The 15,681-nt window shown below is 59.8% G+C and carries 10 protein-coding genes; 6 read left to right on the forward strand and 4 right to left on the reverse strand.

The window, feature by feature from the left end; genetic code table 11:
• The first annotated feature begins 7 nt into the window (after positions 1-7).
• Both J2Z75_RS15630 and J2Z75_RS15635 read left to right on the forward strand, forming a co-directional pair.
• Positions 8-2,371 (forward strand): putative bifunctional diguanylate cyclase/phosphodiesterase, encoded by a 2,364-nt coding sequence (locus J2Z75_RS15630; protein WP_209853684.1) that lies wholly within the window; start codon positions 8-10, stop codon positions 2,369-2,371.
• A gap of 201 nt (positions 2,372-2,572) precedes the next feature.
• Complete coding sequence (locus tag J2Z75_RS15635) at positions 2,573-3,361, forward strand: L,D-transpeptidase family protein (RefSeq protein WP_209853685.1); 789 nt, start codon at positions 2,573-2,575, stop codon at positions 3,359-3,361.
• Positions 3,362-3,405: 44 nt separating this feature from the next.
• Here the strand turns inward: J2Z75_RS15635 and J2Z75_RS15640 are convergent, their stop codons facing one another.
• From J2Z75_RS15640 to J2Z75_RS15650, 3 genes are all read right to left on the reverse strand, one after another.
• Positions 3,406-3,792 carry a response regulator gene (locus J2Z75_RS15640; protein WP_209853686.1) on the reverse strand — a complete coding sequence of 129 codons (387 nt, stop codon included), beginning with the start codon at positions 3,790-3,792 and terminating at the stop codon, positions 3,406-3,408.
• A gap of 2 nt (positions 3,793-3,794) precedes the next feature.
• On the reverse strand, positions 3,795-5,720 hold the full coding sequence (locus tag J2Z75_RS15645) for a sensor histidine kinase (RefSeq protein ID WP_209853687.1): 1,926 nt from the start codon (positions 5,718-5,720) through the stop codon (positions 3,795-3,797).
• 80 nt (positions 5,721-5,800) lie between these two features.
• Positions 5,801-6,295, reverse strand: a complete 495-nt coding sequence (locus J2Z75_RS15650) for a MarR family winged helix-turn-helix transcriptional regulator (protein WP_209853688.1) — start codon at positions 6,293-6,295, stop codon at positions 5,801-5,803.
• A 151-nt stretch (positions 6,296-6,446) separates the two neighbouring features.
• Between J2Z75_RS15650 and J2Z75_RS15655 the strand changes: the two genes are divergently transcribed.
• From J2Z75_RS15655 to J2Z75_RS15665, 3 genes are all read left to right on the forward strand, one after another.
• Positions 6,447-6,869 (forward strand): organic hydroperoxide resistance protein, encoded by a 423-nt coding sequence (locus J2Z75_RS15655; RefSeq protein ID WP_209853689.1) that lies wholly within the window; start codon positions 6,447-6,449, stop codon positions 6,867-6,869.
• Positions 6,870-7,297: 428 nt separating this feature from the next.
• Entirely contained in the window at positions 7,298-10,057 is a 2,760-nt protein-coding gene (locus J2Z75_RS15660; RefSeq protein ID WP_209853690.1) for a M10 family metallopeptidase C-terminal domain-containing protein, read from the forward strand.
• Between the two features lie 196 nt (positions 10,058-10,253).
• On the forward strand, positions 10,254-13,250 hold the full coding sequence (locus J2Z75_RS15665) for a calcium-binding protein (RefSeq protein ID WP_209853691.1): 2,997 nt from the start codon (positions 10,254-10,256) through the stop codon (positions 13,248-13,250).
• 101 nt (positions 13,251-13,351) lie between these two features.
• Here the strand turns inward: J2Z75_RS15665 and J2Z75_RS15670 are convergent, their stop codons facing one another.
• Positions 13,352-14,905: a helicase HerA-like C-terminal domain-containing protein gene (locus J2Z75_RS15670; RefSeq protein ID WP_209853692.1), complete on the reverse strand. Its 1,554-nt coding sequence runs from the start codon at positions 14,903-14,905 to the stop codon at positions 13,352-13,354.
• Positions 14,906-15,198: 293 nt separating this feature from the next.
• On the opposite strand from J2Z75_RS15670, the gene J2Z75_RS15675 reads away from it, so the two are divergent.
• A complete protein-coding gene (locus J2Z75_RS15675; protein WP_209853693.1) occupies positions 15,199-15,594 on the forward strand; it encodes a DUF2780 domain-containing protein in 396 nt (131 codons plus the stop codon).
• The last annotated feature ends 87 nt before the right edge of the window (positions 15,595-15,681 follow it).

The raw sequence follows: 15,681 nt of genomic DNA on the forward strand, positions 1-15,681 counted from the left end.
GATCGAGATGGGGAACAGGGAAGAGACGGCTTGGACGGTGCATCCGTCCTTGGAGGCTTGCTTGACGAAAAGTTTAGACCGCCATCGACGGGATAGCGGATCCAGGATAGCCAGCAACGACGACACGCAGCGATTGATCGCGGCAAGCCAGCGGCTTGCGGCGGAAGTCTCGCGCAAGTTCGGTCCGGAAACAGACATCGCCGATCGCCATTATTGGCTCGAGACGATGGTGAACCATATTCCCGACTATATCTATGCCAAGGATCTCGAAGGCCGTTTCCTGATCGCCAACCGCGCCACCGTTGCCGACAACGGTTTTGCGGAAATGCGGGATCTCATCGGCAAGACGGACTACGATCTGCACCCGTCTGAGCTGGTCGACCATATGGCGGCGGCGGAACGGCAAGTCATCGAGACGGGCCAGCCGATCTTCGGAATGGAGGAGCGGGCGTTCGTCGGCAAGGGCTACGAGCGCTGGCTGATGACCTCCAAGGTGCCGCTGCGCAACAAGCAGGGCGCGACCATCGGCATCGTCGGCGTCTCGCGCGACATCACCGACCGCAAGAAAGCCGAGCGCCTGCTCGTCGGCCAGGCCCGATTGCTGGAACTGATCGCCACGAGCACGCCGCTTGCCGATTTCTTCAACGAGCTCATCCTGATGATCGAGGCGCATCTGCCCGGGATCATCGGTTCGATCCTGCTTCTGTCACCGGACGGCAAACATCTCCTGACCGGCGCGGCACCCGGGCTTGATGAGGCCTATTGCGCGGCGATCCATGGCATCGCCATCGGTCCCAAGGTCGGATCCTGCGGCACGGCCGCCTGGCGCGGCGAACCGGTCGTCGTTGCAGACATCCTGAGTGATCCGCTGTGGGAGGAGTATGTCACGCTGATTGAACCGTTGGGCTACCGGTCCTGCTGGTCGACGCCGATCCGGTCCTATCAGGGGCAGGTGCTTGGCACCTTCGCCCTCTATTCGCATGAGGTCGGTGTTCCCTCTGCCGAGCAGAGCGATCTGATTTCGATGGCGGCGCATCTGGCCGGCATCGCCATCGAACGGCGCCAGTCGGAAGAGCGCATCCAGTTCATGGCGCATCATGATGCCCTGACCGGCCTGCCCAACCGGGTTTTGTTCGACGAACGCGTCGCCAGCGCCCTGCAGCAGGCGCGCGTCACGGGCCAGTGGGTGGCCCTTGCATTCCTCGATCTCGACAATTTCAAGCTGATCAATGACACGCTCGGCCACAATGCCGGCGATGAGCTGCTGCGGGTCGTTGCAGGCCGAATGCTCGCCTGCGTGCGCAAGTCCGACATGATCGTGCGGGTCGGCGGCGACGAATTCATCATTCTCCTGAACGGCCTGCCGCCCGATAGCGGCATCGTGCTGTCCCGGCTGGAGGATATTCGCGCGGCCATCGGCGCGCCGCTGGTGCTGGGCGGTCGCAGCCTGCAGGTCAGTTGTTCGATGGGGGTGGTCTGCTATCCCGATCACGGCGAGACCGCGACCGAACTGCTTGCCAATGCCGATTCGGCCATGTACCGGGCCAAGGAAGCCGGCCGCAACAATCTGCAGGTGTTCGACGCCGAAATGGCGGCCAAGGCCCATCAAAAGCTGCTGCGCCACGAGGAGTTGCGCGACGCTGTCACCCGCGAAGAGTTTGTGCTGCATTATCAGCCGCAGATGAACCTGAAGACGGGCAGGATTTTCGCCGCCGAATCGCTGCTGCGATGGCAGCATCCGGAGCGTGGGATGATTTCGCCGGGCGAGTTCATCCCGCTTGCCGAGGAAACCGGCCTGATCGTGCCGATCGGCGATTGGGTGCTGAACGAAGCCTGCCGCCAGAACAAGGCCTGGCAGGATGCCGGCCTGCCGCCGATCGTCGTCAGCGTCAATGTGTCCGCCCGTCAGTTCAAGGAGCGCAACTGGGTGGCCCGCGTCGCTGAAGTTCTTGAGGAAACCGGGCTGGAGCCTCGTTTTCTGGAGTTGGAATTGACCGAGAGCCTGATCATGCAGGATGTCGGCACGGCGGTCGCCACCATGCACGAGCTCGAAGCGCTCGGCGTCCACCTTGCCATCGATGATTTCGGTACCGGCTATTCGAGCCTCAGCGCGTTGAAAAGCTTTCCGGTCCGGCGATTGAAGATCGACCGCTCCTTCGTTCAGGATATTCCGCGCGACGCCGACGACATGGCAATCACCGGCGCGATCATCTCGCTGGCGCAGAAACTGCAGATGCAGGTCATCGCCGAAGGCGTGGAGACGCAGGAGCAGGTCGATTTTCTGCGGGCCAGCGGCTGCGACGATATCCAGGGCTATTTCATCAGCCGCCCGGTTGGAGCGGCGGCGTTTGTCGCCTTGCTGGCGGGGTGAACGCCGCCTGATGTCTGTGTTCTTTTTGCATCGCCCGGGCGGCCTCGCGCAGTTGTGAAGACGCTTGTTTGGCGCAAGCCCCGTTCCAGCCGCAATTGCCATACTTGTGACAGGGACCGGCATGCGTGGCCGGGATATCATTCTGCGCGGCTTTTGCGCCGCGTGTTCGCCAATCCGCGTCAACGGAATATGTAGAGTTCAATGACCCTCTCGAAATCTCTCTCCCGCCGGCAATTCCTCAATATGTCCGGGCTTGCCGTGGCGTCGGCCGGTCTTGCAGGATGCACGTCTTCGATGAACACGGACCGCTTCCGTGCCGAAACCGCGCCCTATTTTCGCAATCCGGCACTTGAGGGCCGTTTCAGCGATCCGCGCTATGGAGCCGAGCTGGAAGGCCCGGTCGATGGCGGCGTGGAGCCGAGCGGCCTGCCACCGCAATCGGCCTATTACGCCGAGATGTACGGCCCCAAATCCGACGACGGTTTCAACATCCCGGCGGTGCCCTATCAGCAGATCGATGCGCGCTTCTATCGCCAGCAGGTCGACAACACATTCGGCGAACGTCCGGGCACCATCATCGTCGATACCGGCGAGCGCTTCCTCTACCTCATTCTCTCCAACGGTTCCGCTATGCGCTATGGCGTCGGCATCGGTCGCGAGGGGTTCGCCTGGTCCGGCAGGGGCGTGATCCAGTGGAAGCAGAAATGGCCGCGCTGGAAGCCGCCGAACGAAATGGTCGCCCGCCAGCCGCAGCTGGAAAAATACTCGATCGCCAATGGCGGCATGCCTCCGGGCATCGACAATCCGCTCGGCGCACGCGCAATGTACATCTTCCAGAATGGCGAGGACACGCTCTATCGCCTGCATGGATCGCCGGAATGGCAGTCGATCGGCAAGGCCGTATCGTCGGGATGCGTGCGGCTGATCAACCAGGATGTCATCGATCTCTACGATCGCGTCCGCAACGGCGCGCCTATCCTGGTGATCTGATACGGTGGCGCATCGCTGTCGGTGCGCCAAACCGCATCCATCGTTCATGTCCTGTGTTTCTCTTTTCCCAGAAGCACCGACATCACCCGCAGGTTTTCCGGCGTCAGCGGCTTTTCGAAATAGCTCTTGACGAAATCGTAGCGCAACGCCCTCTCGCGGTCGGCGGCGTGGTGTGAGCTGGTCAGCATGGCGACCACGGGCGCATGCGTGTCGAACTCCTTCTTGTAGTGCTCCAGGAACTCGAAGCCGTTCATGACCGGCATGTTGATGTCGAGGATGACGGCATCGGGCGTTGTTCCCCTCAGCAGGTTCAGCGCCTCCAGCCCGTTCATGGCTTTCAGCACCTTGATGTCGGGATCGAACCTGCGGATCGTATAGGTGCAGATGAACTGGTCGTTTTCGTCGTCATCGACGGTCAATATGGAGTGCATCTTCATCTCCTCTTCTCCTCCGGCAATGTCACCGTGAAAATGCTGCCCTTGTCCTGCCGGCGGTAGGCCACCGTGCCGCCCAGGTGCTCGACGCTCTTGCGCAGGATGTAGAGCCCGAGCCCACTGCCGGGGGCGTGCTGTGGATGGAAGCGCTTGAACATCTGGAACAGCTGCGGCTCGCTGCCGGGTGGAATGCCAAGCCCGTTGTCGGCAACCGACAGCACGAAGCGTCCCTTGACGGCAGAGGCTCGGACGAAGATCTCGGGGACCTGTTCTGCCGGGTCGTGATACTTGATGGCATTCGACAGCAGATTGTCGACGATGATCTGAAACCGGCTCGCTTTCCTGCGCACGACCATCGTGTCTGGAATGTCGATATGGACGGTGGAAAGACGGCCGCCGTCCATGTGCCGCAGCCGCTCGAGCGTTTCCCGCACGGTGTGGGCGACGGGGATCGTGCTTTCCGGCTCGTCCATCACCTTGGTGCGGGTGAGAAGAATGATGTTCTGGATCAGGTGGTCGAGCTTGCGAAAGCTCTGGTCGATCCGTGACAGCACCGGCTGGAGTTCCGGCACCCCGGCTCCCTGCCGGATCATGTCCTGGACGATCGACATCAGCCCGAGCGACGAGGCGATCGGCGAGCGCAGGTCGTGCGATGTCCGGTAGGAGAATTCCTCAAGCTCGGCATTGGCGTCGAGGATGTCACGCTCGTAGGCCTTGCGTTCGGAAATATCGCGCACGACGCTGCTGTAGAGTACCTGGTCATCGAGATCGATCCTTGCGACCGAAAGATCGGCGGGGAAGGTGGAGCCGTCCTTGCGCTGCCCTTCCAGTTCGCGAACGGCGCCGGCCGTCGCCGCCATGCCGGTCTCCTCGGCGCTTGCCGCATACTGCTTATGGTCATCGTGGCGGGGCATCAGCATCTTGATGTTCTGCCGGATCATCTCGTCGGCCGGGTAGCCGAAGATGGCTTCGCAGGCCGGATTGACCGACAGGATGGTGCCGCGCTGGTCGATGGTGATGAAGCCGTCGGCTGCGGTATCGATGATGGCCGCCAGCCGCTTCCGGCTCTCGCTGAGTTGTAAGGCCATTTTCCGCGACCGTTCCGAACTTCGAAAGGCGTAGATGATCAGGCAGGCATAGACCGCGCCGGACAGGAGGAGAACGGCCAGTAGCGTCGAGCGTGCATTGCCGTGTTCGCTTGCCGGAAGTTCCTGCGTAAACAGGACTTCCTGCCGCCGCAGCTCGACATAGGTGAGGGTCAGGAGAAGAAAATATGTTGCCGCCGCCAGCGTCGCTGCGACCACGGGCGGGTGATAACCGAGCCGCTCGATGCCGGTAAAGATCAGCCCTGTCGAAAGCGCGAAAAAACAAAAGGCCGTCTGTGGCGACATGCGCGCCAGCGGCAGCCAGTTATGGGCGGTCGAGATGGTGAGAAGGTAGGCGAGCAGGGCGCTTGTCGAGATCAGGAAGACCAGCGCTGCCAGCACGACGCGGATGTGCGAGGTGCGGCCGAGGATGCCGCTGAGGATCACCGCGGCGTTGATCAGCACGAAGCAGAGCGCGGCATTGGGCGCCATGCGGCCGGCGGGATTGGCGCCGACCGTCACGAACGGTGTGATGAAAAGCCGGTCGATCTTCAGGTCGATCGCCAAAATATGCTCCGCCAGCATCGCCGCGGCAAACAGGGCGGCCAGACCCGCAAGCACGATCGACATGCGCCGCGCATCCGCCAGCAACAGGCAGACGGCGGCGCCCGAAACCACGAAACAGAGCGCCGTGTTGAATTGCATCGCGAAGAGGACCGGTGCTGCTAGCGCAAGGTCGATAGGCTGGGCAAGCCACAGTGCCATGATCGCCGAGCCGACGCCGATGCTGATCCATCCCGTCAGCATGCCGGATACTATGGCTGGATGGTCCTGGCGCAAGAGTACCGCCTTCCAGTGATCAGAAACCGCTGGGAGTGAATTAGCGCACCGGTTGTCTATTGGAAGGTTGACGCGCCGCTTTAGCGCACGAGGCTCTGGTCTTGCGGGTTCTCGTCGAGGTGCCGGTTGAGATCATGAAGCGCGGAGCGCAGCGCGGCGGCTTCCTCCATGCTGCATCCCGTCGCCTTGCCGATCTCCATCAGGATGCCGAAGGCGTCGGTCTTCAGTCCCACGCCCTTGGGGGTCAGCGTGATGATGACCTGCCGTTCGTCGCTCTTGTCGCGGATGCGGCTGACGAAGCCGGCTGTTTCCAGCCGCTTGAGCAGCGGCGAGAGCGTGCCGGAATCCAGTCCCAGCTCCTCGCCGATGCCCTTGACCGTCATCTTGTCCTTCTGCCAGAGCGCCAGAAGCACCAGATATTGCGGGTAGGTGAGGCCGAACTTGTCGAGCAGCGGCTTGTAGGTGCGGTTGAAGGCATGCGCCACGGAATAGACGGCAAAGCAGAGCTGCTGGCCGAGCGCTAGCGCATCGCCGTCTTTCAGATCGTCCTTACGCTTGTCACTATCGTTGTTCATACCTTGCATTCTCGCAGTTTAGACGATGTTTTGCAATTTGCAAAATTATATTGCGTCCAATTAAATTATGCGCTATTGAATGCTCAGGCACCCAATTGCCCCACGATCAACCGCCCGGAACCCCGAGACCCCAGAACCAAGGAGACAGACAATGCCAATTCTCTACACAACCAAGGCATCCGCAACCGGTGGCCGCGCCGGCCACGCCGTGAGTGAAAACGGCGTTCTCGATGTCACGCTCACCGTGCCGAAGGAACTCGGCGGCGACGGCGCGACCGGCACCAATCCCGAGCAGCTCTTTGCCGCCGGCTATTCGGCCTGCTTCCTCGGCGCGCTGAAGTTCGTCGCCGGCAAGGAAAAGGTGAAGATCCCGGAAGATGCGACCGTGACCGCAACCGTCGGCATCGGCCCGCGCGAAGACGGCACCGGTTTCTACATCAACCCGTCGATCTCCGTCAGCCTGCCGGGTGTCGATCGCGAAGTCGGCGAAAAGCTCGTCGCCGCCGCCCACATCGTCTGCCCCTACAGCCACGCGCTGCGCACCTCGACGGAAATCTCGGCAACTCTTGCCTGAGACCGGTCCTTCGATGTCATGAAAAGCCCGGCGGAGCGATCCGCCGGGCTTTTGCGTGCCCGCCGCACGCCGGGTCGATGACCCGCTTGTAAAACCCCCGCGTTTCGAGGCTTTGGCCCGCGCAGCGCTTACCGCTGCGGCAGTTTTGCTTGGCGTCATTCATTTTTGAAAGAACATCCGATTGCGCTTCCTGAATTGAACAATCCGGCCTCCGGCGCTCGCAAAACCGTTCGGTCTCGCTGTCCGAACGGGCATGTGAAGACCGTTCACGGCATTCCGGATTGGTAGCCTCGTCTCCGGCATCATATTTTTTTCCCGCTGCAATTGTTTCTCTTGCAACCTTCGCTATAAATTGCGCCGTCCGCTGAAGGCGGGAGGGCGCATATAACTGCCTGATATTTTAGTGAAAATGGATGGATGGACGTTCTATGGCAAGAATTGTCGGAATTAATGAGACCAACGAAACGCTGACAGGTGGGAGCAGCGGCGATACGTTGGTCGGCGGTGCGGGCGAGAATCTTTTGTACGGGAAGGGCGGCGCGGACCGGTTCGAAGCGAGCACGCGTCTCGCCGACTACAAGTTCAGTGCTGACACGATCGCCGACTTTCAGCAGGGGGCCGACAAGATCGATGTCTCCGCCTTCGGTATCTCCAGTTTTGATCAGCTGAAGCTGATCCTTGAAACGAAGAACGGCACGGATGCCTTTTTTAACGCCTACTATTTCGGCTATAAACACTCGATCCAGATAAACGGGGTCACGGCCAGCAAGCTGACGGCGGCTGATTTCATCTTCGACACGCACGGAGCAAAGACCGAAGCCGGCACCGCGCGCGATGACCGCATGTTCGGCAGCACGCAGGCCGATACGCTTTCCGGCCTCGACGGCAGCGACCAACTGTTCGGCGGCGCTGGCAACGACGTTCTCGTCGGTGGCTCGGACACCAACCTTCTCTATGGACAGGGCGGCTCGGACACGTTCAGGGTGATCGAGCGGCTGGATGACTACGAATTCAGCGCCGACACGATCGGTGATTTCCAGATCGGCGCAGACAAGATCGATGTCTCGGCCTTCGGCATTTCCAGTTTCGATCAGCTGAAGCTGATCCTGGAGACGAAGAACGGCACCGATGCTTTTTTCAATGCCTACTATTTTGGCTACAACCACTCGATCCAGATAAACGGGATCACGGCCGGCAAGCTGACGTCCGCCGATTTCATCTACGACACCCAAGGAGCAAAGACCGAGGCCGGCACCGCCCGCGATGACCGCCTGTTCGGCAGCACGCAGGCCGATACGCTTTCCGGCCTCGACGGCAGCGACCAGCTGTTCGGCGGTAGCGGCAACGACGTTCTCGTCGGCGGCTCGGACACCAACCATCTCTACGGGCAGGGCGGCTCGGACACGTTCAGGATGATCGAGCGGGCGGCTGATTACGAGTTCAGCGCCGACACGATCGGCGATTTCCGGGTTGGTAGCGACAAGGTCGACGTTTCTGCCTTTGGCATTTCCAGCTTCGACCAACTGAAGCTGATCCTGGAGACGAAGAACGGCACGGATGCCTTTTTCAACGCCTATTACTTCGGCTACAACCACTCGATCCAGTTCAGCAAGGTTGCTGTGAGCAAGCTGACGGCCGCCGATTTCATCTACGACACCCAAGGAGCGAAGACCGAGGTCGGCACCGCGCGCGATGATCGCCTGTTCGGCAGCGCGCAGGCCGATACGCTTTCCGGCCTCGACGGCAGCGACCAGCTGTTCGGCGGTAGCGGCAACGACGTTCTCGTCGGCGGCTCGGACACCAACCTTCTCTACGGGCAGGGCGGTTCGGACACGTTCAGGATGATCGAGCGGGCGGCTGACTACGAGTTCAGCGCCGACACGATCGGCGATTTCCGGGTTGGTAGCGACAAGATCGACATTTCCGCCTTCGGTATTTCCAGCTTCGACCAGTTGCAACTGATCCTCGAGACGAAGAACGGCACGGATGCCTTTTTCAACGCCTATTACTTCGGCTACAACCACTCGATCCAGTTGAGCAAGGTTGCCAAGAGCAAGCTGACGGCCAATGATTTCATCTTCGACACGCAAGGGGCGAAGGATGAGGTCGGCACCGCGCGTAACGACCGGATATTCGGGAGCAGGCAAGCCGACACGCTGGATGGCGGCGACGGCGACGACCAGCTGTTTGGCGGGGTGGGCAATGACCGATTGATCGGCGGCGCCGGCATTGACCGTCTTTATGGCGGCAGTGGCACGGATACGGCGGTTTTCGCCGGAAAGCGCAGCGACTACGTCATCACCCGCAATGCCGACGGCAGCGTCAAGGTCGGTTCCGACCTGCTTGTAAGCATCGAGAAGATCGAATTCGATGACACGACGATCAGCACGCCGGCAAACCGCGCTCCAACCGCGCCGTCTCTTTCCAGAACCTCCGTGGCGGAAAATACGGCGGTGGGAACGACGGTCGGCGTCTTCTCCGCGACCGACCCCGAAGGCGGTGCCGTCACCTACCGGTTGACCGACAGCGCCGGCGGCCTGTTCAAGCTTTCCGGCAACAAGCTGCAGGTCGGCAAGGTCTTCGATTATGAAAAGCTGCAGAAGGACACGATCACGGTCGAGGTGACCGACCTTGCCGGCAAGACGACGATCAAGACCTTCACGATCTCCATCACCGATGTCATCGAAACGATCAACGGCAGCACGAAGGGCGAGACGCTGAAGGGCGGCATCGGCGCGGATAAAATCGTGGCGGGCGCGGGCAACGATACGGTGTTCGGCTATGGCGGCAACGACAAGCTCTATGGCGATGCCGGTGATGATACGCTCTATGGCGGCGCCGGCGCGGACGATCTTTCAGGCGGCGCGGGCAAGGACGTGTTCCTGTTCAAGACACTGTCGGACTCCAGAGTGTCGTCCACAGGCCGCGACACGATCTTCGATTTCTCAGGCACCGGCGGCGACCGGATCGATCTTTCCGGCATCGACGCCAGCACCAAAACCGCCGGCAACCAGGCCTTCTCCTTCCTCGGCACCGCTGCCTTCACCGGCAAGGCCGGCGAGCTGCGCTACGACAAGAAGACGTCCGACACCTATATCTACGCCGATATCAACGGCGACAAGAAAGCTGATTTCGCCATCCATCTCGATGACGCGGTGACCTTGTCGAAGGGCTATTTCGTGCTCTGAACGCATTTTCCGCTGGCGGTCCCGCTCCGGCCCGCCAGCGGCGTTTACCGGTTAATATTAAAAAACAATTTCTCCCGCGCCGATTGTTTCCGATGCAACCCTTGCTATAAATCTTCTACCGCATCGTGCGGGAAGGCATTAGGTCGTCATAGCTTAACCGCCTGATATGGTTTCGAATTGGGCGGATGATTGCGGCATGGCGACGATTGTAGGGAAGAACAAGACCGAAGAGACGCTGACCGGCACGAGTGGTGGCGATGTCATCATCGGCGGTGCGGGACATAACTTCCTTTACGGCAAGGGCGGCGCCGATATTTTTACCCTTAGCGAACGTCCCAATAAAAGCGGCGAATACAGCGGCGACTCCATCATGGATTTTACAAGCGGCATCGACAAGATCGACGTCTCCGCTTTCGGTATTTCCAGTTTTGCTCAGTTAAAGCTTTTGATCGGCGACAATGCTGGTAACGGAGACGCCTCTTTCGTTGCATTTTATGGGGGAATTAAGCACGGCTTTACAGTGCAGGATATTGCATTCAAGAATCTGAAGGCGACAGACTTCATCTTTAGTGAGCCGGATGCTCCGATTCAGGCCGGAACCGCTTTCGAAGATGCGTTGTTTGGTGGCAGCGGCAACGATACGCTGAGCGGCAACGATGGCGATGACACGCTCTTCGGCGGCGACGGAAACGACATCCTTGTCGGCGGATACAGCGAATCCACGACTGGTGACAGGCTGTATGGTCAGGGCGGTGCAGACGTCTTCCAGATGAGCGCTCGTACCGCGAAAAATCAACATTACATCATTGCTGATTTCGAAAACGGGGTCGACAAGATCGATGTCTCAGCCTTCGGCATATCAGGCTTTGAACAAATCAAACTGATCCTGGAGGACACAGGCTCGACGGAAGTGGATTTCGAAGCCTCTCGGGGTGGGTACTGGAACGTAGTGCGCATCTTCAATGTTGAACTCGATATGCTTGACGCGAAGGACTTCATCTTCAGCAAAAGTGGCCCGGTCACGGACAAGGGGACAACACAAAACGATTGGATTTTCGGCAGCGCCGACAACGACACGCTGGGTGGCTTCACCGGCGAGGACCGTATATTCGGCGGTGCCGGAAATGACGTTCTGGTCTTCGGCTTCAGTGATGAAGTTTACGGAGGAACGGGCGCCGACATTTTCAGGGGCCGGTCAGAGACGTCTGAGTTTTATGAGACTACATACATCATGGATTTCCAGGTCGGTGTGGACAAACTCGATCTGTCGGTCGCAGGCGTTACCAGTCTTGATCAGGTAAAGCTTCTGTTCGGGCTTGGAGGTAACTCGACCTTCTTGTTCGGTTATGATCTGGTGCTGAACGATGTCGATACCACGAAATTCACGGCGCGGGACTTCATCTTTGACAAGACTCTGAACAAAACCGTTATCGGGACAACGGGCAATGACTATCTGTTCGGCAGTGCTGTCGTTGACACGCTGAAGGGCGGTGCTGGTTCCGACCGTCTTTATGGTGGTGCCGGGAACGATATCCTGAGTGGCGGCGAAGGAAACGATCTCCTTTATGGTCAGGCAGGCGCCGACATTTTCAAGCTGGATCAGAAGGTATCAGGTTATGATGTGATCGGCGATTTTCAGCTCGGTATCGACCGGATCGATCTTTCACGGTCGTCCGTCACCAGCTTCGAACAATTGCGTCATCTCCTGGAGGAGGACTTTCACGAAACCGGAACGGACATAGAAATCAAATCCGTGAACTATTATCAAAGCCTGCATCTGAACGGTATCGATCCGGATAAGCTCACAGCTGCGGATTTTATCTTCAGCAAGCAGGATCTGGCGACCCAGACAGCGACAGTCAACGATGGACAGTTGTTTGGTGGCAAGGGCGCCAACACGCTGATCGGAAGTGCGGGCGACGATGAGGTATTCGGTGGTGCGGGGAACGATGTCATTTCCGGTGGAACCGGCGATAATGTCTTGTATGGCGAGGCGGGCGCCGATACCTTCAAGGTAACCGTACGGATCGCTGGACAGCCCAGTGAGGACGTGATCGCTGATTTTCAAGTCGGCGTAGACAAGCTCGACGTTTCAGGTTTTGGTATAACCAGCTTCGATCAGATGAAGCTGGTGTTGAGCTCTTATACCGGAGGAGTGTATTTCTCGGCACATTACAGAGATGGCCATCACTCCGTCACGTTGAAAAATGTTGCGCTGGCAAAGCTGACGGCTGGCGATTTCATCTTCGCCAAGAATCCGACAGTTCTGAAGGGCAGCAGTTCTGACGATACGCTTTTTGGCGGTTCTTCGGCCGACAAGCTGACTGGCGGAGCCGGCTTCGACACACTGTTCGGCGGTGCCGGAAATGATACATTGTCCGGAGGAGCGGATGTAAACGAGCTCTATGGTCAAGGCGGGTCGGATATATTCAAGGTCGCATCATTCGCGGATTATGCTGCCGGTGCAAATGAAACGTTCGATATCATAAAGGACTTCCAACTGGGCCTGGACCGCATAGACGTCTCGGCACTGGGAGTTTCGAGCTTCGACCAGTTCGAGTTGCTTTCCTGGACTTCGTCCAGTGGTGTATCCTTCTCAGTCAACGGGACCGCCAATGGTTTTGAGATCGAAGGATTGAAACGCGCGCAGTTGAGCGCTTCCGATTTCATCTTCAGCAATAAGACTGCCGTCGTCGATAACGGTGATACCGGCCGGGATTATATGCTCGGGAGCAGGAGTGCGGACAAATTGTCCGGCGGCGGCGGTACCGACGTCTTGCTGGGCGGCGATGGCAACGACAAGCTCTATGGCGACGCCGGCGACGATTATCTGCATGGCGGCAACGGTGCCGACCAACTTGCGGGCGGTACCGGTGCGGATAGCTTTATTTACATGCACCTTTCCGAATCAGGTGGCTCTTCCGCCACCCGCGACACCATCCTCGATTTCTCAGGCACCGCCGGCGACCGTATTGATCTCCGGACCATCGACGCCAGCACCAAGACCGCCGGCGACCAGGCCTTCTCCTTCCTCGGCACCGCCGCCTTCACCGGCAAGGCAGGCGAACTGCGTTACGACAAGACATCCTCCAACACCTACATCTACGCCGATATCAACGGCGACGAGAAAGCCGATTTCTCCATCCGTCTCGATGATGCGGTGACGCTGTCGAAGGGCTATTTCGTTTTGTAACGGACGTATCTCGCGTTTTGCGGGATTGCAGAATTGATCGGGTAAACAAAAACGGCGGCTCCATCGGGCCCGCCGTTTTCCGTTTCGCAAACCCAGCCGCTTTACCGTCTCAAACTTCCCAATATCCCGCGCACCAAAGCTCTTCCGAGCGAGGAGGCGACCGTGCGGGCGACGGATTTCATCGCGGCTTCGGCGACGGTCTCGCGCTGGTAGCCGGAGCGGGGTTTCGGCTTGGGCTCGGCCGGCGCCGCATCGTCGCCGAAACCGGGCAGGGTCCAGCGGCTGCCGCCGGGGGCGGCGGGCGGCGGGGCGTCGGCGGTTTCGCGGCTTTCCTCGGCCTGCTGCGTCGATTTCGCGGCACGCTTGGCGAGCAGCTCATAGGCCGATTCCCGGTCGAAATCCTCGTCATAAAGGCCGGCGACCGGGCTGATCTTCATGACGTTGGCACGTTCCGCCTCCGTCAGTGGGCCGGCGCGCGAAGACGGCGGGCGGATCAGCGTGCGCTCGACCATCGAGGGCGAGCCCTTGCCTTCGAGCGTCGAGACCAGCGCTTCGCCGGTGCCCAGATTGGTGATGACCGTGGCGCAGTCGAAATCCGGGTTGGGGCGGAAGGTATCGGCCGCCGTCTTCACGGCCTTCTGCTCGCGCGGCGTATAGGCGCGCAGCGCATGCTGGACGCGGTTGCCGAGCTGGGCCAGCACCGTTTCCGGCACGTCGAGCGGGTTCTGCGTGACGAAATAGACGCCGACGCCCTTGGAACGGATCAGCCGGACGACCTGTTCGATGCGCTCCAGCAGCACCTTCGGCGCGTCGTTGAAGAGCAGGTGCGCCTCGTCGAAAAAGAACACCAGCTTCGGCTTGTCGGGGTCGCCGACCTCGGGCAGTTCCTCGAACAGCTCCGACATCAGCCAGAGCAGGAAGGTGCCGTAGAGGCGCGGGTTCATCATCAGCTTGTCGGCGGCCAAAACCGAGATCGCGCCGCGGCCGTCGCGGGTGGTGCGCATGATGTCGGAAACCTTCAGCGCCGGCTCGCCGAAGAAGTGTGCGGCGCCCTGCTGCTCGAGAATCAGCAGTTCGCGCTGGATCGAGCCGACGGAGGATTTCGAGATAAAGCCGTATTTGTTGGAAAGCTCGGTGGCGTTCTCGCCCATATAGTTAAGCATCGCCTGGAAATCCTTGAGATCCAGCAGCGGCAGCCCGCCTTCGTCGGCGATCTTGAAGGCGATGTTGATGACGCCTTCCTGCGCGTCGGTGGCGCTCATCAGGCGGGAGAGCAGCAGCGGCCCCATCTCCGTCATGGTGGTGCGCACGCGGTGGCCTTTTTCACCGTAGAGATCCCAGAAGATCACCGGGAATTCCTGGAAGGCGAAATCGGTGAAGCCGATCTGTTCGGCCCGCTTCCTCACCCAGTCTTTTTCCTCGCCGATAGCGCCGATGCCGGACAGGTCGCCCTTCACGTCGGCGCAGAAGACGGGCACGCCGGCATTGGAAAAGCTTTCCGCCATGATCTGCAGCGTCACGGTTTTGCCGGTACCGGTGGCGCCGGTGACGAGGCCGTGGCGGTTGCCGAATTTGAAATCCAGATATTCGCCCTTGTTGATCGTGTCGTCCGGTTTCCGGCTGGTGCCGATATAGAGCTTCCCGTCCTCAAGCATGTGGGCCTTGTCTCCGTTTTGCCAATGAAAGCCTGTGGTTCGCATGGAGTGCGCCAGCCTTCAGCACATTGTTTTCCCATGCCTGTTATAGGAGGAGTGCCTGCAACCGGCAACAGGAGGATTGCCGGCGAAAAGGGCCTTGCCACGTGCCGGATGGCCGCATTGTAATTGCCACCAAGGCATGAAACGATGTTCCGGCTCGCACTGCGGATAGCCGATCCGAACGGCGCTTGAGTTTCAATCCGAGATAATTTACCTTGACGTCAACGTCAAATAAACGAGGAGAATCACCCATGAACGAACTGATCACCCGCGTTGCGGAAAATGTCGGCATCGACCCGGCAACGGCTGAAAAGGCCATCGGCATGATGCTCGGCTTCCTGCAGCGCGAAGCCGCCGACGGCCCGGTTGCCAAGATGATCGAAGCCATTCCCGGTGCATCGGAAATGGTCGCAAAATTCAACGGCGAAGGCTCCGGCGGCGGTGGCCTGCTCGGCGGGCTGTTGAGCGCGGTCGGTGCCGGCGGCGGCGTCATGGCGCTCGGCCAGCAGTTGATGTCGGAAGGCCTCGGCATGGGCGAGATCACCTCGCTCGCCAAGGAAACCATCGGTTACGCCAAGGAAAAAGCCGGTGCCGACGTCGTCGACGAAGTCGTCGCTTCTGTTCCGGGCCTCAGCCAGTTCGTCTGATCCGGCCCACTGATCAGATCGCGGAGGCTTATCCCCCCCTCTGTCACTGCGTGACATCTCCCCCCCCCTCAAGGGGGAGATCATCCA

This window comes from Rhizobium herbae (genome assembly GCF_017873135.1).
Taxonomy (GTDB): Bacteria; Pseudomonadota; Alphaproteobacteria; order Rhizobiales; family Rhizobiaceae; genus Pararhizobium; species Pararhizobium herbae.